Annotated in this window: 18 protein-coding genes; 12 read left to right on the plus strand and 6 right to left on the minus strand. The window is 72.7% G+C overall.

Annotated features, from left to right (window positions below):
* The first annotated feature begins 31 nt into the window (after window positions 1–31).
* Both WME85_RS22570 and WME85_RS22575 read left to right on the plus strand, forming a co-directional pair.
* Window positions 32–415 carry a ribosome-binding factor A gene (locus WME85_RS22570; protein ID WP_437840849.1) on the plus strand — a complete coding sequence of 128 codons (384 nt, stop codon included), beginning with the start codon at window positions 32–34 and terminating at the stop codon, window positions 413–415.
* On the plus strand, window positions 412–1,539 hold the full coding sequence (locus WME85_RS22575; RefSeq protein WP_437840850.1) for an RtcB family protein: 1,128 nt from the start codon (window positions 412–414) through the stop codon (window positions 1,537–1,539). The genes WME85_RS22570 and WME85_RS22575 overlap by 4 nt, the downstream gene beginning before the upstream one ends.
* A gap of 30 nt (window positions 1,540–1,569) precedes the next feature.
* Here the strand turns inward: WME85_RS22575 and WME85_RS22580 are convergent, their stop codons facing one another.
* A complete protein-coding gene (locus WME85_RS22580; RefSeq protein ID WP_437840851.1) occupies window positions 1,570–4,170 on the minus strand; it encodes a S8 family serine peptidase in 2,601 nt (866 codons plus the stop codon).
* Window positions 4,171–4,706: 536 nt separating this feature from the next.
* On the opposite strand from WME85_RS22580, the gene WME85_RS22585 reads away from it, so the two are divergent.
* The 4 genes from WME85_RS22585 (at window position 4,707) to WME85_RS22600 (ending at window position 8,820) form a co-directional block, all read left to right on the plus strand.
* Window positions 4,707–5,339: a class I SAM-dependent methyltransferase gene (locus WME85_RS22585; RefSeq protein ID WP_437840852.1), complete on the plus strand. Its 633-nt coding sequence runs from the start codon at window positions 4,707–4,709 to the stop codon at window positions 5,337–5,339.
* Entirely contained in the window at window positions 5,336–6,298 is a 963-nt protein-coding gene (locus WME85_RS22590; protein WP_437840854.1) for an NAD-dependent epimerase/dehydratase family protein, read from the plus strand. Before WME85_RS22585 ends, WME85_RS22590 begins: the two co-directional genes overlap by 4 nt.
* Before the next feature lie 49 nt (window positions 6,299–6,347).
* Window positions 6,348–7,022: a glutathione S-transferase C-terminal domain-containing protein gene (locus WME85_RS22595; RefSeq protein ID WP_437840856.1), complete on the plus strand. Its 675-nt coding sequence runs from the start codon at window positions 6,348–6,350 to the stop codon at window positions 7,020–7,022.
* 64 nt (window positions 7,023–7,086) lie between these two features.
* Window positions 7,087–8,820: a cation:proton antiporter gene (locus tag WME85_RS22600; protein WP_437840858.1), complete on the plus strand. Its 1,734-nt coding sequence runs from the start codon at window positions 7,087–7,089 to the stop codon at window positions 8,818–8,820.
* Between the two features lie 34 nt (window positions 8,821–8,854).
* Here the strand turns inward: WME85_RS22600 and WME85_RS22605 are convergent, their stop codons facing one another.
* Window positions 8,855–9,793: a DMT family transporter gene (locus WME85_RS22605; protein WP_437840860.1), complete on the minus strand. Its 939-nt coding sequence runs from the start codon at window positions 9,791–9,793 to the stop codon at window positions 8,855–8,857.
* Window positions 9,794–10,069: 276 nt separating this feature from the next.
* On the opposite strand from WME85_RS22605, the gene WME85_RS22610 reads away from it, so the two are divergent.
* Both WME85_RS22610 and WME85_RS22615 read left to right on the plus strand, forming a co-directional pair.
* Entirely contained in the window at window positions 10,070–10,945 is an 876-nt protein-coding gene (locus tag WME85_RS22610; RefSeq protein WP_437840862.1) for an MlaE family ABC transporter permease, read from the plus strand.
* 21 nt (window positions 10,946–10,966) lie between these two features.
* A complete protein-coding gene (locus WME85_RS22615; RefSeq protein ID WP_437311509.1) occupies window positions 10,967–11,824 on the plus strand; it encodes an MlaE family ABC transporter permease in 858 nt (285 codons plus the stop codon).
* A gap of 58 nt (window positions 11,825–11,882) precedes the next feature.
* On the opposite strand, the gene WME85_RS22620 is transcribed toward WME85_RS22615, so the two are convergent.
* Window positions 11,883–12,623, minus strand: a complete 741-nt coding sequence (locus tag WME85_RS22620; protein WP_437311510.1) for an ABC transporter ATP-binding protein — start codon at window positions 12,621–12,623, stop codon at window positions 11,883–11,885.
* A gap of 147 nt (window positions 12,624–12,770) precedes the next feature.
* Between WME85_RS22620 and WME85_RS22625 the strand changes: the two genes are divergently transcribed.
* Window positions 12,771–13,793 (plus strand): MlaD family protein, encoded by a 1,023-nt coding sequence (locus tag WME85_RS22625; protein ID WP_437840864.1) that lies wholly within the window; start codon window positions 12,771–12,773, stop codon window positions 13,791–13,793.
* 71 nt (window positions 13,794–13,864) lie between these two features.
* On the opposite strand, the gene WME85_RS22630 is transcribed toward WME85_RS22625, so the two are convergent.
* A complete protein-coding gene (locus WME85_RS22630) occupies window positions 13,865–14,080 on the minus strand; it encodes an acetyl-CoA carboxylase biotin carboxyl carrier protein subunit (RefSeq protein WP_437516863.1) in 216 nt (71 codons plus the stop codon).
* A gap of 482 nt (window positions 14,081–14,562) precedes the next feature.
* Between WME85_RS22630 and WME85_RS22635 the strand changes: the two genes are divergently transcribed.
* From WME85_RS22635 to WME85_RS22645, 3 genes are read left to right on the plus strand one after another with little or no spacing between them, the layout of a single operon-like run.
* The gene (locus WME85_RS22635; RefSeq protein ID WP_437311513.1) at window positions 14,563–15,327 is read left to right on the plus strand and encodes a hypothetical protein; all 765 of its coding nucleotides are present in this window, start codon (window positions 14,563–14,565) and stop codon (window positions 15,325–15,327) included.
* A 20-nt stretch (window positions 15,328–15,347) separates the two neighbouring features.
* The gene (gene pyrF / locus WME85_RS22640; RefSeq protein ID WP_437840866.1) at window positions 15,348–16,127 is read left to right on the plus strand and encodes an orotidine-5'-phosphate decarboxylase; all 780 of its coding nucleotides are present in this window, start codon (window positions 15,348–15,350) and stop codon (window positions 16,125–16,127) included.
* Window position 16,128: 1 nt separating this feature from the next.
* Window positions 16,129–16,875 carry a TrmH family RNA methyltransferase gene (locus WME85_RS22645; protein ID WP_437840868.1) on the plus strand — a complete coding sequence of 249 codons (747 nt, stop codon included), beginning with the start codon at window positions 16,129–16,131 and terminating at the stop codon, window positions 16,873–16,875.
* Window positions 16,876–17,345: 470 nt separating this feature from the next.
* On the opposite strand, the gene WME85_RS22650 is transcribed toward WME85_RS22645, so the two are convergent.
* Both WME85_RS22650 and WME85_RS22655 read right to left on the minus strand, forming a co-directional pair.
* Window positions 17,346–18,623 carry a cysteine desulfurase family protein gene (locus tag WME85_RS22650; protein ID WP_437840870.1) on the minus strand — a complete coding sequence of 426 codons (1,278 nt, stop codon included), beginning with the start codon at window positions 18,621–18,623 and terminating at the stop codon, window positions 17,346–17,348.
* Window positions 18,623–19,894 (minus strand): hybrid sensor histidine kinase/response regulator, encoded by a 1,272-nt coding sequence (locus tag WME85_RS22655; RefSeq protein ID WP_437311517.1) that lies wholly within the window; start codon window positions 19,892–19,894, stop codon window positions 18,623–18,625. The genes WME85_RS22650 and WME85_RS22655 overlap by 1 nt, the downstream gene beginning before the upstream one ends.
* Between the last annotated feature and the right edge of the window lie 60 nt (window positions 19,895–19,954).

A 19,954-nucleotide genomic window follows, 5' to 3' on the forward strand; every position in this document is an offset into this window, starting at 1 on the left:
AGGTGTGTCGCCGCGCCCTCGGGAGCATGGCATGGGCAAAGATCGATCGCGGGGCCGCGAGAGCGCGCGCCCCGTCATGGATGCAGGTTCGTTGTTCGGTGGGACGGCGGCGCGGAAGGCGCAGCGCAAGGAGCGCCAGCTCTGCCGTCAGGTGCAGGAGGCGGTGAGCGACGCGCTCGCCGCGCTCCAGGATGACGTCCTCCAGGACGTCTGGGTGGTGGACGTCGAGCCGGCGCCGGACGCGAGCCGGCTCGCGGTGGTCGTGCAGGTCGGGCCCGGCACGCCGCCGGCCGAGGCGGCGGCGCGGCTGGAGAAGGTCGCGGGCTACGTGCGCGCGGAGGTGGCGGGCGCGATCACGCGCAAGCGCGCGCCGACGCTCGCCTTCCAGGTCCTGCCGCCGGAGGGGGAGCCTTGAGCGCGCGCGTCGCCGCGTGGCTCCCGGACGGCGCGAGCGCGGCGCTCAGCGCGTCGCTCGCGCGGCTCGCGCGCACCGAGGACGTCGCGCACGTCGCGGTGATGCCCGACGCGCACGTGGCCGACGACGTGTGCGTCGGCACGGTGACCGCCACGACCCGCCGCCTCCTGCCGGCGGCGGTCGGCGGCGACATCGGGTGCGGCATGGTCGCGCTGCAGCTCCGCGCGGACGCGGATCTGCTCGCGGATCGCGATCGCGCGGCGCGGCTCCTCGCCGGGCTGTACCGCCGCATTCCCCACGTGCTGCACCCGACCGCGAGCGCCCCGCCGCTGCCCGACGAGCTCGTCGAGGCGCGGCTCGGCGCTCCCGGGCTGGAGGCGATGAAGCGCCGCGAGGGGCGGATGGAGCTCGGCACGCTCGGCCGGGGCAACCATTTCCTGGAGGTGCAGCGCGACGAGGAGGGCGCGCTGTGGCTGCTCCTGCACAGCGGCTCGCGCGCGATGGGCCCGGCGATCCGGCAGCACCACGAGGCGCTCGCGGCGCGAGACCCCTCGGGCGTCCGCTTCCTCGAGGCCGACAGCGAGGCCGGGCGCGCGTACCTCGACGATGCCGCCTGGGCCGCGAGGTACGCGCGGGCGAGCCGCACGCGCATGGAGGCCGAGGCCACGGCGCTCTTCGCCGAGCTGTTCGGCGTCGACATAGACGCCCCGTCGCGCCTCGAGGTCGATCACAACCACGTCCAGCGTGAGGAGCACGGCGGACGCGCGCTCTGGGTGCACCGCAAGGGCGCCATGGGGCTGCGCGAGGGAGAACTGGGGGTCGTGCCCGGGTCGATGGGGAGCCCGAGCTTTCACGTGGCAGGGCGCGGCCACCCTGACGCCCTCGGCTCGTCCGCGCACGGCGCCGGGCGCGCGCTGCCGCGGGGCGAGGCGCGCCGCCGCATCGGCGCGCGGCAGCTGCTGCGAGAGGCCGGCGGCGTGTGGTTCGATCACCGCCTCACGGACCGGCTGCGCGACGAGGCGCCCTCGGCCTACAAGGACATCGGCGCGGTCATGCGGGCGCAACGCGCGCTCGTGCGCGTCGTCCGCCGGCTCTGGCCGGTGCTCGTCTACAAAGCCCCATGAGCGCGCGGCGAGGCGCCATGAGCGCGCCGCTCACGGCCGGTCCACGGTGATCTTCGGCGACGTCCACGTCTCCCAGTGGGCGTCGTTGCCCGGGTCGCCGAGCGCCCTGAGCGCGCGCAGCTTGAGCAGATAATCGCCGTCTGGAACGACGACCGACCTCCCGTCGAGCTTCGTCGTGCCCTTCCACCCGTACCGCGTGACCGCCGTCGCCGACGAGCTCTGGCCGACGTGGGAGAGCTCCAGCGCGCGCCCCCACGCCTTGCCGGTGGAGGCCTCGACGACGTCCATGGTCAGGCGCTCCGCGCCGTGATCGAGGTGGACCATCACGTACGGGATGTCGCTCGACGCCAGCGTGAAGGTCGCGCCGCCCGGCCGGGGGGTCACGCGCTCCCCGCTCATCTTGCCGAGCCACGGGGCACCCTGACCGGACGGCTTGAGGACCGGCACGCTCTGGTAGTCGCCCTTGAAGCCCGCGTACGGCACCCGCAGCGTGGCGTCGCTGGCGCCGCCCCGCGGCGTGAACACGACGTAGCCGCCGAACAGGCCGCCGTCCGCGAGCGCGCTGCTCGCCCGGACGGTGACCGAGACGGTCGCGCTCCCGCGGGCGGGCACGGTGACGCTCGCGGCGCTGAAATCGACGCTCGCGGCGCCGGCCGTCGCGCCCCTCGGCGCCCAGTGATCGCCGCCTGTCGCGCACGCCGCGGGCGCGTGCGACAGGTCGTAGGTCACGTCGTTCCAGCTCGTGTTCTCGAGCGTCAGCGTGCGCGCGACGGGGCCGGCCTCGCTCTCGCCGAGCGCGAGCTTGCCGGGGCTGATCACGGTGGTCGCCCGGATCGCGCGGTCGACGCGGATCATCCCCGCCCCCTGCCGGTGCGCGCTCTCCGGCACGCCGCCGCCGGGATCGCCGCTCCACGGCGCGGGGACGGCGCTGTTCTGCAGGACGTCGCGCACGCGCTCCGCCTGGAGCTCCGGGCGCGCGCCGAGCAGGAGCGCGACCGCCCCGGCCACGTGCGGCGACGCCATCGACGTGCCGCTGAGCGTGTCGTACGCGCCGCGCTCGAGCGGCACCGTCGAGTAGATCGAGCCGCCGGGCGCGGCGAGGTCGGGCTTGAAGGAGAGCGCCGCGCTCAGGCCGTACGAGCTGAAGCGGGAGACGAGGCCCGCGGTGCCGTTCTGCGCTGCCACGGCCTGGTTGGTCCAGCGGTGGGTCACGGCCCCCGCGTCGAGGCGCGCGTTGAGGAGCTCGCCGTCCGCCAGCGCGATCCCCACGACCGGGATGGTGATCGCGGTGTCTCCCTCGACCGACGGGTTCATCTCCCCGGCGCGGTCGTTGTAGAGCACGACGCCGACCGCCCCCGCGGCCTGCGCGCGCGCGGCCTTCTCGGGGAACGGGCACCCGCCGCGACGGACGAGCGCGATCTTGCCCGCGAGGCCCCTCGCCGGGAGCGCCGCGCAGCAGTCGCGCGCGCTGGTGAGCGTCCCCGTGCGCGCGAGGGGAGCGCTCCCCGAGAGCGGCGCGGGCGGGCTGCCGACCGCGCGCGTGTAGCCGATCGCGACGTCGCCCGGCGCGACGGTGAACGCCAGGCGGGTGACGCGGGCGCCGTCGACGGACGCGGTGCCGATGACCGCCTCGCCCACGCCGGGCGCGCCCGCGGACCAGAGCCCCTTCTCGCCGCTGTTGCCGATCGAGGCGACGACCACGACGCCCCGCGCGACGAGCTCGTTCGCGGCGATCGCCGTCGGGTAGTCCGGCCACTGGAAAGGCGTCCCGATGCTGATGTTGACGACGTCCATGCCGTCGTCGGCGGCCCGCTCCATGGCCTTCAGGATGATGTCGGCGCGCGAGCCGCCGCGGCAGCCGAACACGCGGTAGGCGCCGAAGGTCACGTCCGGCGCCACGCCCTGCACGATCCCGTTCGCGCCGATGATGCCGGCGACGTGCGTGCCGTGACCCAGGCAGTCGTCGGGGTCGCCGTCGGGGACGGGCTGCTTGCTCGCGTCGCCGGAGACGAAGTCATCGCCGACGAAATCGTGGCCGAACGCCACGCGGCAGCCCGGACCGAAGCACCCGCCGAGATCGGGGTGATGGTAGTCGACGCCGCTGTCGATCACGCCGACGCGGATGTCCTCGCCGGTGACGCCGAGATCCCGGCGCACGCGGTCCGCACCCGACATCTCGCCTGCGACGGCGAGATCCGGCGCGATCGCGGCCGCGGCGGGCGCCACGTCGAGCTCGACGGGCAGGACGGGGTAGACGGCCTTGACGCCGGGCATGTCCACGAGCGCGGCGGCGCCCTCGCGCGCGACGCGGACGGAGAGGCCGTTCCAGAGCCTTTCGAACGAGAACCGCTGTTTGTACCGGAGCCCTCGCTCGACGGCCGCCTCACGGAAGCGCTCGCGGTGCTCGTCGAGGAGGCCTCTCTTGCTGGCCGCGCGCGCGCCGCCGCTCGCGGCCGGCGCACGCTCTAGCTCCACGAACCAGAGCTCCGTCGGCTCATCCGGCGCGAACGTCGCCTCGCCGGGCGCCGAGCTCTCCGGAGGGGCCGTGCTCTGGCCTGACTCCGTGTCTTCAGGCTCTCCGCTGCACCCTGAAAGAGCGATGTAGAGGGAGCCCAGGGCGAACCAGCGCACACGATGTCTCATAAGCCCCTTTCCGCGCGTGCCGAGCATCGATTCAGCTATGTTCGATGTCGCGAATCGGTCAAGCGCGAGCGGGCCGAGAACGGCTCGAGGGTCGAGCCCGGAGCCGTCATCGCCGTAGACCCTGGAAGAGCGCCTGTCGCAGCGCAGCTCTCCGTTCGGGTCGGGCTCCGTGAGCTCCGGGATCGATGCACCCTGTCAGGGGCGCTGGACGCCATGGTGGCAGTCCTGGAGAGTGGCTGTTTTACCCGGTGTCGTCGCTGTTCCGCGAGGCCGCTCTGGCGCAGTCCTCTGCCCATCGAGGTCTCACGGGAAGGCGTGGAAGACAGGACTACGTTCAGCGTGCTCTTCCTGGCTTCCCACCTTCCAGTCCGCGTGACAGCGCCACCCGGGCGGGCGGCGGCCTCCTGCCGGACGGGCGCCGCGAGGCGGCGGATGGCCCAGGGCGTTGCCGGTCTCCGGGCGCTCGACTAGCGTGGCGTGGCTCTCCGGCGCGGGCGGCGCCGGGGCTCGGATGGGGATGTGGCATGACGGACCTGGAGCGCGCCCTGTTCTCGTTGCACCATCGCCTGGTCCACGTGCCGCGCGTGGACCGCGTCGCCCGGGCGCTGGCCGCGCAGGTGGGTCGCGCCGCGTCGCTGCTCGACGTGGGCGCGGGCGACGGGACGATCGCGCTGGAGGTCGCGCGCCGCGCGGGCGCCCAGCGCGTCGTCGGCGTGGACGTGAAGGCGCGGCCCGGGGCGGCGCTGCCGGTCATCGCGTACGACGGCGAGCGCCTCCCCTTCCCCGACGGCGCGTTCGAGGCGGTGCTCCTCTCCGACGTGCTGCACCACTGCGCCCGCCCCGGCGCGCTCCTCGCCGAGGCGCTCCGGGTCGCGTCGCGCGTCGTCGCGCTCAAGGATCATTTCCGCTTCGGCCCGGTCTCGGAGAAGGTGCTGCTCTGGATGGATCTCGTCGGGAACGCGGCGCCGGGCGTCGAGGTGCGCGGGACCTACTTCACCCCGGGCGAGCTCGTCGCGCTCGTGCGCGGCGCGGGCGGGCGCATCACCGGCCTCCAGTGGCCGCTGCGGGTCCACGATCTGCCGTTCCGCCTCGTGACCCAGGATCGCCTGCAGTTCGCGGCGCGGATCGAGCGCCTCGTCGAGGGGAGCGCGCGATGACGGAGCTCAGGTCGTTCGTGGTCGGCGGCGCCGGGTTCATCGGGAGCCACCTCACCGATCGCCTGGTCGAGCGCGGCCCCGTGACGCTGTACGACAACCTCTCGGTCGGGCGCCGCGCGTTCGTGGCGTCGCACCTCGCCTCCGGGCGCGCGACGCTCGTCGAGGCGGACGCCCTGGATCTGGAGCGGCTCGCCGACGCCATGGCGGGCCACGACCTCGTCGTGCACCTCGCGGCGAACCCGGAGGCGCGCTGGGGGCTGGCGCGGACGCGCCTCGACCTCGATCAGGGCACGATCGCCACGTACAACGTGCTCGAGGCGGCGCGGCGCGCGGGCGTGGGCCGGCTGATCTTCTCGTCCTCCGGGACGGTCTACGGCGACACGGCGCGCGCGTGCGCGGAGGGCGATCTCGGCGCCTTGCCCATCTCGCTGTACGGCGCGAGCAAGCTCGCGGGCGAGTCGCTCATCAGCGCCTATGTCGAGTGCTTCGGCCTCACGGCGTGGATCTACCGCTTCGGCAACGTGGTCGGGCCGCGCGGGACGCACGGCGCGGCGCTCGACTTCCTGAAGAAGCTGCGCGATCGGCGGACCGAGCTCGAGGTGCTCGGCGATGGTCGGCAGTCCAAGCCGTACCTCGATGTCCGCGACTGCGCGGAGGGCATCCTGTTCGGCTTCGACCACGCCCGAGAGCGGCTGAACATCTTCAACCTCGCGCCCGAGGACGCGACGAGCGTCTCGCGCATCGCGGCGCTGTGCGTGGCGGCGTCGCCCTACCCGGACGCGGTGATCCGGTATCAGGGCGGCGAGCGCGGTTGGCCTGGCGACGTGCCGCGCTCGCGGATGGATCCGGGCAAGCTCGCGTCGCTCGGGTTTCGGGTGCGTCACACGAGCGACGAGGCCGTGCGCATGGCCGTGGAGGCGCTGGCGAGCGAGGTGTTCGGGGGCGAGCCGGCGGCGTGATGCGCTCGGCGCGTTGTCGCGCGCTCGGGCGACGATGTAGGCTCCCGGCATGGCCGAGCTCACTCTCTACATCGGAAACAGGTCCTATTCGTCCTGGTCGCTCCGGCCCTGGCTTCTCCTGAAGCAGGCCGGCGCCACGTTCGACGAGGTGGTGATCCCGCTCCGGGCGCCGGGCGTGCGCACGCCGGAGATCCAGCGCCACTCCCCCTCGGGCAAGGTGCCTGCCTTGAAGCACGGGGCGCTCACGGTCTGGGAGTCGCTCGCGATCGGCGAGTATGTGGCGGAGCTCTTCCCCGATGCGAAGCTCTGGCCGGAGGCGCGCGAGGCGCGCGCCGTCGCGCGGGCGGTGAGCGCCGAGATGGCGAGCGGCTTCACCGCCCTCCGCACCGCGCTGCCGATGAACGTGCGGCGGAAGATCCAGGGCGTGGCGATCACGGAGGCGGCCGCGCAGGACATCGCGCGCGTCCAGTCGATCTGGGGCGATTGCCGCTCGCGCTTCGGCCAGGGGGGCGAGTTCCTGTTCGGTCGCTTCAGCGTCGCGGACGCGATGTACGCGCCGGTCGCGACGCGGTTCGACACGTACGGGGTCGAGCTCGACGCCATCTCGCGGCGCTACGTGGCGTCGATCCTGGGGCTCCCCGCGATGCAGGCGTGGATCGCGAAGGCCAAGGAGGAGCCCCACATCATCGAGGAGTACGAGGCGATCGGCGTCGTGGGCAAGTAGATCACGCCCGCCGCCGCAACTCCGTGGCTGCCCCTGACGGCGGGACGCGCTACTTGTCCCGGACATGCCGCACGAACTCGACCTCATCCTCACGCTCACGGGCGGCCTCACGGCGGCCCTTGCGCTCGGCTTCATCACCCAGCGCATGAGGCTGTCGCCCATCGTCGGCTACCTGCTGGCCGGGATCCTCGTTGGCCCGTTCACGCCAGGGTTCGTCGCGGATAAGCCGCTCGCGGATCAGCTCGCCGAGATCGGGGTCATCCTGCTGATGTTCGGGGTCGGCCTGCAGTTTCACGTGCGCGAGCTCCTCGCCGTGCGGAAGGTCGCGGTCCCCGGCGCGCTCATCCAGATCGCCGTCGCCACGGCGCTCGGCGTCGTCGTCGGCCGCGTCGCGGGCTGGTCTTGGGCCGCGTCGGTCGTCTTCGGCATCGCGATCTCGGTGGCGAGCACGGTCGTGCTCACGCGGGTCCTGAGCGACAGCCACGTCCTGCACACCCCCGCTGGCCACCTCGCCGTGGGCTGGCTCGTGCTCGAGGACGTCTTCACCGTGCTCGTGCTGGTGCTGCTGCCCGGCCTCGTCGGCGGCGGCGACGGCGGCGCGACGGGCATCGCGCTCTCCGTGGGCCTCGCGCTCCTGAAGCTCGCCGGGCTCGTGGCCTTCACCTTCATCGTCGGGCAGCGCGTCATCCCGACGCTGCTCGGGTACGTGGCGAAGACCGGCTCGCGGGAGCTCTTCACGCTGACGGTGCTCGTCGTCGCGCTCGGCGTCGCGGTGGGCTCGGCGAAGCTCTTCGGCTCGTCGATGGCGCTCGGCGCCTTCCTCGGCGGCCTCGTCGTCGGCCAGTCCGACTTCAGCTCCCGCGCCGCCTCGGAGGCGCTCCCGATGCGCGACGCGTTCGCGGTGCTCTTCTTCGTCTCCGTGGGCATGCTCCTCGACCCCTCGCAGCTCGCCGCGAGCTGGCCCGCGGCCGCGGCGACGCTCGCCGTGGTGCTGATCGGCAAGCCGCTCGCCGCGCTCGTCGTGGTGCTGCTGCTCCGCCGCCCGATGCAGACGGCCTTCGCCGTGGCCCTCTCGCTCGCGCAGATCGGCGAGTTCTCGTTCATCCTCGCGACGCTCGGCCGGCAGCTCGGCGTGATGCCGGACGAGGCCACGCAGGTGCTCGTCCTCGCGTCGATCGTCTCGATCACGCTGAACCCGCTGCTGTTCAGCGCCCGGGGCCGCTTCGCGCGGTGGACGTCGGCGCTCTTCCTCCGGCGGCGGCCTGCGGCCGGCGCCGACGGCGCCGAGGGCGCCGAGGGCGAGGCGGCCCCGGCCGACGACCTCGCGCACCGCACCGTCGTCGTGGGCTATGGCCCTGTCGGCAGGACGCTCACGCGGCTGCTCCGGGAGAACGGCATCGAGCCGACCGTCGTCGAGCTGAACCTCGACACGGTGAAGGAGCTGCAGGGCCAGGGCATCCGCGCGATCTACGGCGACGCCACGCAGCGGGAGATCCTCGAGCGCGCCGGGGTCGGGGCGGCGGACAGCCTGCTGTTCACGTCGGCGGGCGCGCCTGGGAACGGGGTGATCGAGCAGGCGAAGGGCGTGAACCCGAAGCTGTTCGTCCTCGCCCGCGCCTTCTACCTGCGCGAGGTGCCCGTGCTGCAGAAGGCGGGCGCCGACGTCGTCGTCACGGGCGAGGCGGAGGTCGCGTTCTCGATGACCGAGCGCCTGCTCGTGCGGCTCGGCGCGACGGCCGAGCAGGTCGAGCGCGAGCGCGAGCGCGTCCGGAGCGAGCTGTTCCGCCTCCCCGCGTGATGGCCCGGCGGCGCGCGCGCCACGCCGGTCCGGCTCAGCGCTCCTTGCCGAGCCAGGAGACGCCGCCCACGACGAGCGCGAGCCCGAGGGCCTGCTGCCACGTGAACGGCTCGCCCAGGATGACCCACGAGAACGCGATCGTGAGCACCGGCCCGAGGGTCGAGAACGTCGCCGCGCGCCCCGCGCCGAGCCGCCGGATCGCGGCCGCGAGCAGGACGATCGGGAGCACCGTGCTGATCGTCGCCATCGCCGCCGCGTACGCCCACACCGAGGCCGGGAGCTCACCCAGCCTGGCCGGGCTCTCTGTCACTGCGTAGTGCGCGAGCACCATCGCGCACGAGACCGCCCCGCAGTACGCCGCGAGGCGCGTCGAGCCGACCCTGGACGCGAGCTTGCCGACGCCGATGTAGTAGAGCGCGTACGTCACCGAGCTCGCGAACACCCACGCTCCGCCGATGGCGACCGCCCGCGCGTCCCCGGATTGCTCGAGATCGTGCCAGACCGCCGCCGCGAGGCCGAGGTAGCACACGGCGAGCGCCCACCAGGCGTTCGCGCGCACGGGCTGCTTCAGCCACACCGCGCCGATCAGGAGGACCAGCGTCGGATACACGAACAGGATCAGGCGCTCGAGGCCCGTGCTGATGTACGTCAGCCCGATGAAGTCGAACAGGCTCGACAGGTAGTACCCGAGGAACCCGACGAGCAGCACACCCCCCCAGAGGCGGGGTGTCAGGGGCTCCGCGGCCGCGCCGCGCTCGCGGCGGGCGAGCCAGAGGAAGAACGGCAGCGCGATGCCCATCCGCAGCGCGAGCAGCGACACCGCGTCGATCGGGTGCGCGGCGTACGCGAGCTTCACGAAGATCGCCTTCAGCGCGAACGTCGCCGCGGAGAGGACGGCGAACGTCCGGCCATCCTCCAGGAGGCCAGCCCGGCGCTCGTCGATCGAGGTATGTACGCGCGCTTCCTGGGACATGGTCTCCGCTTCTCTGCTCTTTTCACGACGCTCGAGCCGCCAGAGACGGGGCTTCATCGGCGCTGGCCGCGACGGCCGGCGCGCTCCACCTGCGTGGCGCGCGCGGCGCGAGGCAGCATTGCGCGTGGAAGTACGCGTTTGCCGTCGCGCCGGCCCTTCAGCTTTCAGGTAGAGGACGATCTCCCGCCTGGCCAGCGGTCCGGGCCTCCGCGCTGGTCGGATCGCGTCGGTTCGGGCCGCGCGCCGCGGGAGCCTTGGGCTAAGCTCCCTTTGCCCATGACGTCTCCCGCTGGCCCAGGCACCGCAGCGCGTGGCCCGGGGGCGCTCGCCTCCTCCGGCGGCCCGCCCCCGGGGCGGAAGCGCGCGCCGCTCGCGCCGGAGCCCTCCGGCGTGCACCAGCTCGGCGGCACTTTCCTGCAGATCGCCGCCACGGTGGGCGGCATGGCCGTGCTCGCGGGCCAGATCGCGAGGCGCGTCGCCACGCTCCGCGTCGACGGCGCCGAGTTCATGCGCAACCTCTACAAGATGGGCTTCAAGTCGATGCCCATCGTCATCGTGACCGCCCTCTTCACCGGCGCGATCATGGTCATCCAGGCGGCGCCGCTGGTCGAGCGCTTCGGCGCGCACGGCCTGCTCGGCTGGGGCGCGGGCTTCGGCACGCTCCGCGAGATCGCCCCGCTGCTCACGGCGCTCATGATCAACGGCCGCGTCGGCGCCAACAACACCGCGGAGCTCGGCACCATGGTCGTCACCGAGCAGATCGACGCCCTGCGCGTCCTCGCGATCGACCCGGTGAGCTTCCTCATCGCCCCGCGCTTCCTCGCGATGGTCCTCACGCTGCTGCTCTCGGTGATCTTCGCCGACGCGCTCGCCCTCCTCGGCGCCGCGCTCACCGGCGATCTCCTGCTCGGCGTCGCGCCGGCCGTCTTCTACAACGGCCTCACCAGCGGGCTCCTCGGCATCGGCGACGTCACGAGCGGCCTCGTCAAGAGCGTCGTCTTCGGCGTCGTCCTCGCGCTCTCGAGCTGCCAGTACGGCCTCGGCGTGACCGGCGGCGCCCCCGGCGTCGGCCGCGCCGTCAACGCGACGGTGGTCGCCTCGGCCGCCGGCATCTTCATCCTCGACTACTTCGTCTCGTTCACGCTCGACTGACGATCAACGACGCCGCCGCGCATGCCCTCCCCCGACCAGAGCGTCCCTGACCGCGCGAGCGCGGGCCCCCCCTCGAGCGAGCTCCGGGACCTCGCGCCGGAGCTCTCCGGCGTCGCCGCCCTCGGCGGAGCTGCGCTGTCGCTCTTCCGGTCGGGGCGCGAGCTCTACTCTGTATTTGTCAGGACCCTTTACTACTGCGTGAAGGGCCGCCGCGAGCCGGGCGCGGTGCTCGTGCAGATGTACGAGATCGGCAACAAGTCGCTCTTCTTCCTGACGGTCGTGATGGGCTTCATCGGGATGATCATGGTCTTCCAGGCCGGCCAGCAGGCGAAGCGGGTCATCCCGGATCTGACCATGCTCGGCGCGACCTACCTCGAGCTGCTCGTGCGCGATCTCGCCGCCTCGATCGGCGCGCTGATGCTCGCCACGCGGGTCGGCGCGGGCATCGCCGCCGAGATCGGCTCGATGGTCGTCACCGAGCAGGTCGACGCGCTCCGCATGTGCGCGGCCGATCCCATCGATTACCTGCTCAAGCCGCGGTTCATCGCGAGCCTGCTCATGACCACGTGCCTGCTCGTCTGGAGCGCCGCGGTCGCCTTCACCACGGGGATGATCACCGCCTACAGCATGTTCGACGTGAGCCCCGAGACGTTCATGAACGTCAGCCTCGTCGACGCGGGCGATCTCGCGACCGGCCTCGCGAAGTGCCTCGCCTACGGCGCCGCGATCCCGGTGGTCTCCGGCCACTCCGGCCTCTCGACCTTCGGCGGCAGCGAGGGCGTCGGCTGGGCGACGACGCGGGCGGTCGTGAACTCCTCGCTCGCGGTCATCGTGCTGAACATGCTGATCTCGGCGGCCGCCTTCCTGATCTTCCGCTAGCCCGGCGCGCGCGCCATGGCCGCGTGATCTTCACCGCGCGCCCGCGCGCCCGCGCGCCTCACTCGATCGGCCCCTCGGCGCTCCCGGTGATGAACTGCTGCACGATCGGGTCCGGCGAGCTCTGGAACACGCCGCGATCGCCGAGCAGGCGGACGAGCCCTTGATACAGCATCACGATCCGGTCGGCGATCGTGAAGATGCTCACGAGATCGTGGCTCACGACGATGCTCGTCACGCCGAGCGTGTCGCTGAGCTCGCGGATCAGCTTGTCGACGCGGCGCGCGCTCACCGGGTCGAGGCTCGTCGTCGGCTCGTCGAAGAGCACGTAGCGCGGCTCGAGCGTGAGCGCGCGCGCGATGGCGACGCGCTTGCGCATCCCGTCGCCGAGCTCCGGCGGGAACCGGTCCGCGAACTCGCGCATGCGCACCTGCTCGAGGCGCCGCCGCGCCTCCGCGAGCGCCTCCTTCGGCTTGAGCCCCTTGTGCTTGCGGAGCGGGAGCGCGACGTTCTCGGCGCACGTCATCGAGTCGAACAGCGTCGAGTGCTGGAAGACCATCGCGCACTTCATCCGCACCGGGTACATCCGGGCCTCGTCGAAGCGGCTCACGTCCTCGCCGTCCAGCCAGATCTCCCCGCCGTCCGGGTAGAGCAGGCCCACGAGGTGCTTGATGAGCACGCTCTTTCCGACGCCCGACTGCCCGATGATGAAGAACACCTCGCCGTCGGCGACGTCGAACGAGACGTCCTTCAGCACCTCTTTGGGGCCAAAGGATTTTCTGACATTCCGGAACGAAATCATCGCGGCTTCTGGGGCAAGAGCGGTTGCGTCACGACAAAGGCAGCGCGAAGCGTCACGGTGCTGGTCTGCAAATGCGCGCTGCGGCACGCAGATCCAGGCCTATTTCCCTCCCCTCCCCGCCGCCAGATCGGAGAAGATGAAAGGCCCATGGCAAGCCCGCGGTCGATCGAGGTCAAAGTCGGGATCCTCATCCTTACGGCGATCGGGCTCCTGGCCACGTTCATCCTTGTGATGGGCGGGGTCAACTTCCAGCCGAAGTACTCCATCTATGTCGACTTCGACAACCCGGGCGGCCTCCAGACCGGGGCGCCGGTGAAGATCGCCGGGGTGGAAGTCGGCAAGCTCAGCGAGATCCACTTCCGCGGCGGCCAGCTCGGCAAGGACGGCCGGCGCGAGCCGCTCGTGCGGATCCAGCTGCGCATCGAGGAACGCTACCAGCAGAGCATCCACGACAATGCCACCTTCTACGTGACGACGCAGGGCGTGCTCGGCGAGCAGTTCCTCGCGATCGAGCCTGGCTCGGGCGACAGGCCGGTGCTCCCCGAGGACGCTGTCGTCCGGGGGCTCGATCCGCCGCGCCTCGACATGCTCCTCGCCGAGGGCTACGAGCTCCTGCACGCGACCGTCTCGGCGATGCGCGAGCACCGGGAGGAGGTCGGCGAGGCGTTCGACGGGCTGCGGAAGACGCTGAAGGGCACCGGCGACTTCATGCACAGGAACCAGGATCGGCTCGACCGCATCGCCGAGAACGTCGAGCAGATCAGCCTCGACGGCACCGAGCTCGTGAAGGACGCCCGGCAGAAGTACGTGAACAACCCGCAGATCGACAGGATCCTCGCGAACGCGGATCAGGTGAGCGGCACGGCCGCGCGCGACCTGCCGCCGCTCCTGGACGACGCGCGCGAGACGCTCGCGAACGCGCGCCGGCTCTCGGCCACGGTGGGCAGCGAGACGGAGCAGGCCAAGATCAAGAAGACGCTCGACGACATCGCCGAGATCGCGGGCCGGGCGAAGGCGGCGACCGCCGACGCCCAGGAGGTCCTCGCCCACGTCAAGCGCGGCAAGGGGACGGTCGGCGCGCTCGTCATGGACGAGCAGCTGTTCGACGACCTGCAGGAGCTCGCGCGCGACCTCAAGCACAACCCCTGGAAGTTCTTCTGGCGCGAGTGACCGCCCGGACGGCGGTCGCGCGGTCCGTCCGGGAGCGGACCGCGCGCTGGCGCGCTGGGCTGCCTTGCCGGTCAGGCCAGCTTGATCAGCGGGGCGCCTTCCGTGACCGACGCCCCCTCCGTGACGAGGATCTCCTCGACCGTGCCCTCATCTTCCGCCTCGACGGGCATCTCCATCTTCATGGACTCGAGGATGACGACGACGGTTCCCTCTTCGACCTTGTCGCCCGGCTTGACCTCGATCTTCCAGACGGTACCGGTGATGTGCGCCTTGATGACGTTTGCCATGGGCGCGCGAACCTACCGGAGAGCCATCGAGAATCCAACGGGGCCGTCGCGCGCGGCGCCGCGATGTCCGCTCCATATCGGGCGCTCCTGGCCCGGGCATGCCCCGGTCACCCTCGCCGACTGCACAGGTCGCCCGGCGTGACCTGCGGGACGGTTCTCGGAAACGGACGTGGCAGACGTGGCAGATGTGGCCAGGGTGGCAGGGCCGGCGCTGCCCGCGCTACAGGTGACACGGCTGGAAGGGACGGAGCGCTGCGATTTCCGCTGGTACCCGCGGTGCACCACGGCGATAATCTCTGCCTGGCGGCTACGTGGTCCCTCGGCACGACGAGGGTCGCGGTGGTCGCGAATAATTGCGTGAAAGCCGCTCTGCGGGTCACAATCCTCCTGCCTGGTGGCCCCGCGCAGGGCGACCCGCAGGTTCTCCGCACCGCCCCTTGGTAGCCAAACCGCACGCGCTCGATCGAAGGAGCCACGAGGTCATGTCGGAACAGAAGGAAAGCTCGGTCCTGTTCTCGCTCAAGGAGCTGATGAACCTCGAGGAGGACCGAATCAAGACCGAAGAGGCCCAGAAGGCCGCCGCCGCCGCCGCCGCCGAGAAGGCCCGGGTCGAGGCGGAGCGCGCCGCGCGCGAGGCCGAGGAGCTGCGCATCCGCACCGAGGAAGAGCGCCGTCGCAGCGAGGAGCGCCGCGCGCGCGAAGAGGCGGCGCGGCTCGAGGCGATCCGGCAGGCCGAGATCGAGAAGGCGCGCGTCGAGGCCGAGCAGAAGGCGCGGCTCGAGGCGATGGCCGCGCAGCAGCACCACGAGCGCTCGCTCGCGGCGCTGCAGCAGGACGAGTCGAAGAAGAAGCTGCGCAAGCTCCTCATCGGCGGCGCCATCGCCAGCGCGCTGGTGGTCGGCGTCATCACGGTCGTCGCCGTCAAGTCGGCGCAGGAGCAGGAGGCGCGCATCGCGGCCGAGGCCGCGAGGACCCGCGAGCTCGAGGAGGCGAACAAGCGCCTCGAGGCGCAGTTCAAGGAGTCCGAGTCCAAGATGTCCGGGCTGCGCGATCAGCTCGCGAGCGCCAAGGACGAGGCGACGCGCCTCTCGCTCCAGAAGCAGCTCGAGGCGGAGCAGCAGAAGCAGGAGCAGCTGCGCCGCGGCGGCGGCGGCCGTCCGGCCGCGGGCGGCGCTCCGGCGAGCGGCGGCGGCGCCAAGGCGCCCTGCAACTGCGCCCCTGGCGATCCGCTCTGCAGCTGCCTGTGATCGGAGACAGGGTCACCGGCATGGGCAACCCCAGCTTCGTGCGGCAGCGGACGAGCCTCGGCGGCAGCTCGCTCGACGAGGCGCGCCGCAGGCTCGTCTTCCCGCTCGACTACCCGAACCTCGAGGACGCCCGGGCGGCCGCGACGCGCGTGGCGCCGTCGGTCGGCGTGCTCAAGGTCGGCCTGGAGCTGTTCGTCCGCGAGGGGCCGAGCGCGGTCGAGATCGGCAAGTCGCTCGGGCTCGACGTCTTCCTCGATCTGAAGCTGCACGACATCCCGGCGACGGTGGCGGGCGCGGTGGCGAGCGCCGCCGCGCTCGGGGTCCGCTACCTGACCGTGCACGCGGCCGGCGGCGCCGAGATGCTGAGGCGCGCGGCCCAGGAGGCGGCGCGCTCGCAGGAGCTGATCCTCCTCGCCGTCACCATGCTCACCTCGCTCGACGAAGGCGATCTCGCCGCGCAGGGCGTCCAGGGGAGCGCGTCGGAGTACGTGGTCCGGATGGCGCAGCTCGCGCGCGGCGCCGGAATCCACGGGTTCGTCGCCTCGCCGCAGGAGGTGCCAGCGCTGCGGGAGGCGCTCGGGCGGGGCGAGCTGATCGTGACGCCGGGCATCCGCCTCGGTCCTGCGCCCGACGGCGAGCGCATCGACGACCAGAAGCGCATCGCCACGCCCTCGGCCGCCATCTCGGCTGGCGCCGATCTCCTGGTGGTCGGCCGTCCGATCCGCGACGCGGCCGATCCGCTCGCCGCGGCGCGCTCGATCGTCCAGGAGATCGCGCACACGCTGCACCCTCCGCGCTGACGTGAGCCGCCTCGTCTACGGTCTCCAGCCGGTCCGCGAAGCGATCCGCGCCCACGGCGCCGGCGTCGGCTGGGTCCTCGTCCAGCGGGACGGCGGCCCCAAGCTCGACGCGCTCGCGCGCCTCGCCGAGGGCCAGGGCATCCCCACCGAGCGCGCCCCGCGCGGCGAGCTCGATCGCCGCAGCGCCGGCGGCCGCCATCAGGGGGCCGTCGCCTCCGCGCCGGAGCTCCAGATCGTCGGGGTCGAGGCGATCCCTGTCGTCGAGGAGGGCCAGCCCGGCGCCGGCACGATCACGGTGGCGCTCGACGGCGTGATGGACCCGCAGAACTTCGGCGCCGTGATCCGCAGCGCCGTCGCCCTGGGCGCCCGGGCGATCCTGTGGCCAGAGCACAGCTCCGCACCGCTCACCCCGGCGACGTTCCGGGCCTCGGCGGGCGCCATCGAGCACGCGAGGCTCTGCCGCGTCCGCTCCCTGCCCGACGCCCTGGAGGCCCTCGCCGCCCGGGGCGTGGCCTCGATCGCGCTCGACGCCCAAGGCCCGGTGGAGCTCGGCGAGCTGCCCCTGACCGGCCCGGTCGCGATCGTCATCGGCGCCGAGGACAAGGGCACGCGCCGCTCGGTCCGCCGCGTCTGCCAGCACGTGGCCCGGCTTCCCATGACCGGCCCCATTGCCTCGCTGAACGCCTCGGTCGCCGGCGCGATCGCGCTCTACGAGGTCGTCCGGCAGCGCCGCGCGCCGCGCGCGTAGCCCGAGAGCCGCCGACCCGCGCTGCCGCGCGGATGCGCCGCTGCGACGAGGGCGATCGCCCGCGGCGAGATCCCCTGGCAGCGCCGCGGGTCGCGCCCGTGATCTACAGAAAACTTGCGCCGCATTGCCTCGAGCAATGCGTCCGTGGCCGCGCGATCGCGTGCGGCGACGCCGTCCGGAAGCTCCGTAGGTCGATCCCGTAGTTCAGCAAATTATTTAGCAATATCATGTAGATATGATCAAGGTCTCATGCGAGATCGAGACCAGGAGCCATTGCTGAACAGGCTCCCAGGAAGACGACCGATTCGATCCATTCAATGGATCGATAAAAAGAATCCACACCCCCCCGAGAAACATCAGTCGCTGCGCGGAGTTACCCCTGTGGACTCATCCTTCTCTCCGCGGTTGTCCGGAATGGCTCGAGGACTGGTTCAAGAACGAATGGGCTCGGGGTAAGCCGCTGGATCGACTCAGCTTCCGGCTGGAAGCGACCGCAGGCGGGCGAGCACGCGGGCCACGCGGCGCACCGCCTCGGCGACGTCGGCCTCGGTCGTCTCGTCGCCGATCGAGAACCGGACGGCGGACGCCGCTCGCTCGGGACCGAGCATCGCCGTGAGGACCGGGGACGGCTCGGCGGTCCCGGCGCTGCACGCCGAGCCGCTGGAGACGGCGACGCCCTCCAAGTCGAGGGCAGCGCAGAGCTCGTCGCCGCGCCAGCCAGGCCACGACAGGTTCGTGATGTGGGGGGCGCGCACACTCTCGCCGTTGGGGAGCGGCGCGGCGCCGGCCGCGCGGCCGGCCTCGATGAGCGCGGCCTCGAGGCGGTCGCGGAGCGGCGCCAGGGCCGCGTAGCGGGCGGGGGCGTCGAGCGCTCGCCGGGCGGCCGCGGCGAAGCCGGCCGCGGCGAGCGGATCCTGCGTCCCGGGCCGGAGCCCGCGCTCCTGGGCCCCGCCGAGCAGGACGGGCCGGAGCCGGACGCCCGGACGCACCGCGAGGGCGCCGATCCCCTTGGGCCCCCGGATCTTGTGGGCCGCGACCGACACGAGGTCCGCCCCGGCCCACGCCTCCGGCGGGAGGCGCCCCACCGCCTGTACGGCGTCCACGTGGAGGCGCGCCCCGCGGGCGTGCGCGATCGCCGCCGCCTCGGCGACCGGCTGGATGACGCCCGTCTCGTGGTTGACCGCCTGGAGGCTCACAAGCCGCACGGGCGCCACCGCCGCCGCTCGATCGAGGGCGGCCGCGAGCGCCTCCGGCGCGACCCGGCCAGACGGCTCCGGATCGACCCAGGCGACCTCGACGCCGCGGCGCGCGAGCCCCTCCGCCGCGCGGGTCACCGAGGGGTGCTCGATCCGCGAGACGACGAGCGCGCCCTGGAGCCGCCCCCACGGCGGCGCGCCGGCCGCGCCCGCCCCGGTGGACGGCGCGCCGGCCGCGCCCGCCCCGGCGGACGGCGCGCCGGCCGCGCCCGCCCCCTCGGCCTCGTCGCCGAAGGCGTGCGCGAGCGCGAGGTTGTTCGCCTCGGTCCCGCCCGACGTGAGCGTCACGTCGCGCGCGTCGAGGCCGACCAGGCGGGCGACCGCCTCCCGCGCTTGCTCGATGAAGGCGCGCGCGCGCCGCCCTGGTCCGTGCACGCTCGCCGGGTTGGCCCAGGCCACCTCGGCGGCGGCCTGCATCGCCGCGAGGACCTCGGGGTGCGGCGGCGTCGTGGCGTTCCAGTCGAGGTAGATGACGCGAGCCGCCGAGCGCATCAGAGGGACGACGGATCGGCGGGCGGCGAGGAGGGCGGGCCGAGCCGGCCCGGCGAGCTGGGGTCGTCCTGGAGGGGCGCCCGGCGGGCGACGGTCAGGTAGAACGCCGATCCGGTGAGCGTCTCGCCCTCGATGATCTCGTTGCTGGGCGACAGGACCCGCACGTCGCCGCCGAGCCCCCGGGCGGTGCGCCGGGCGATCGCGAGCCCGACGCCGACGCCGCCGTAGGCGCGCGTGGCCGAGCCGTCGATCTGGTAGAACGGCTCGAAGATGCGCGGCTGGCGGTCCGCCTTGACCCCGGGCCCCGTGTCCGCGACGCAGAGCTCGTAGTGCCCCGACTGGAGCACGGTGACGCGCACGCCCGCCGTGCCGCCGGCCGGCGTGAACTTCGCCGCGTTCTCGAGCAGCTGGATCATGGCGCGCTGCAGCCGCCCGGCGTCGCCCCACGCGGGCAGCGGGCCGCGCGGCAGGTCCTCGACGAGCTGCACCTTCCCCTCGGCGAAGCGGTCGGCCACCTGGGCGAGGGCGCGGCGCGTCGTGTCGAGGAAGTCGTACTCGGAGTGCATGAAGCGCATCCGGCCCGTCTCGATGCCGGTCACGTCGAGCAGGTTGTCGATGAGCGAGCGGAGCCTGCGGACGCAGTCCTCCATCGCGAGCAGGGCCTTCTTCTGGGACTTGTTGAGGGGGCCGAGCTCCTCGTCGGCGAGGAGCTTCACGTACCCGACGATCGGGGTCATCGGGGTCGCGAGCTCGTGCGAGATGTTGCGGTAGAACTCGGTGCGCGCGGCGTCGAGCTCGCGGAGCCGGGCGTTGGCGCGCGAGAGCTCGGCCACCTTCTGCTCCAGGTGGGCGACGATGCGCTGGCTCTGCTCGCGGAGCCTGAGCGGCCCCTGCGACGCCGGGAGCTCCTCGCGCGCGCCGCTGAGGTAGCGGGCGATGACCGCCGAGAAGGAGCGCGCGTCGATCGGCTTCTGGAGGAAGCCGTCGCAGCCGACGGCGAGGCTCGTGTCCCGGTCGCCCTCCGCGGTGATCGCGACGATGGGGACGCCGGCGAGCGACGCCTCGCCGCGCAGCCGCAGCGTGACCTCGAACCCGTCGAGGCCCGGGATGTTCAGGTCGACGAGGACGAGGTCGGGGCGCTGGGTACAGGCGAGACGTACCCCTTCGAGCCCATCGGCGGCCTCGAGGACCTCGTAGCCGGCGTTCTGGAGGAGCTTGCGGACGAGCAGGCGGTTCGCGGGATCGTCCTCGATATGAAGGATCTTCGACATGGGCTCTACGTGCGCATACTAGTCACGAACAACGCGATCCAGGCACGTTCTGCGCGACTT

This window comes from Sorangium sp. So ce1153, assembly GCF_051521595.1.
In the GTDB taxonomy this organism is placed as follows: domain Bacteria; phylum Myxococcota_A; class Polyangia; order Polyangiales; family Polyangiaceae; genus Sorangium.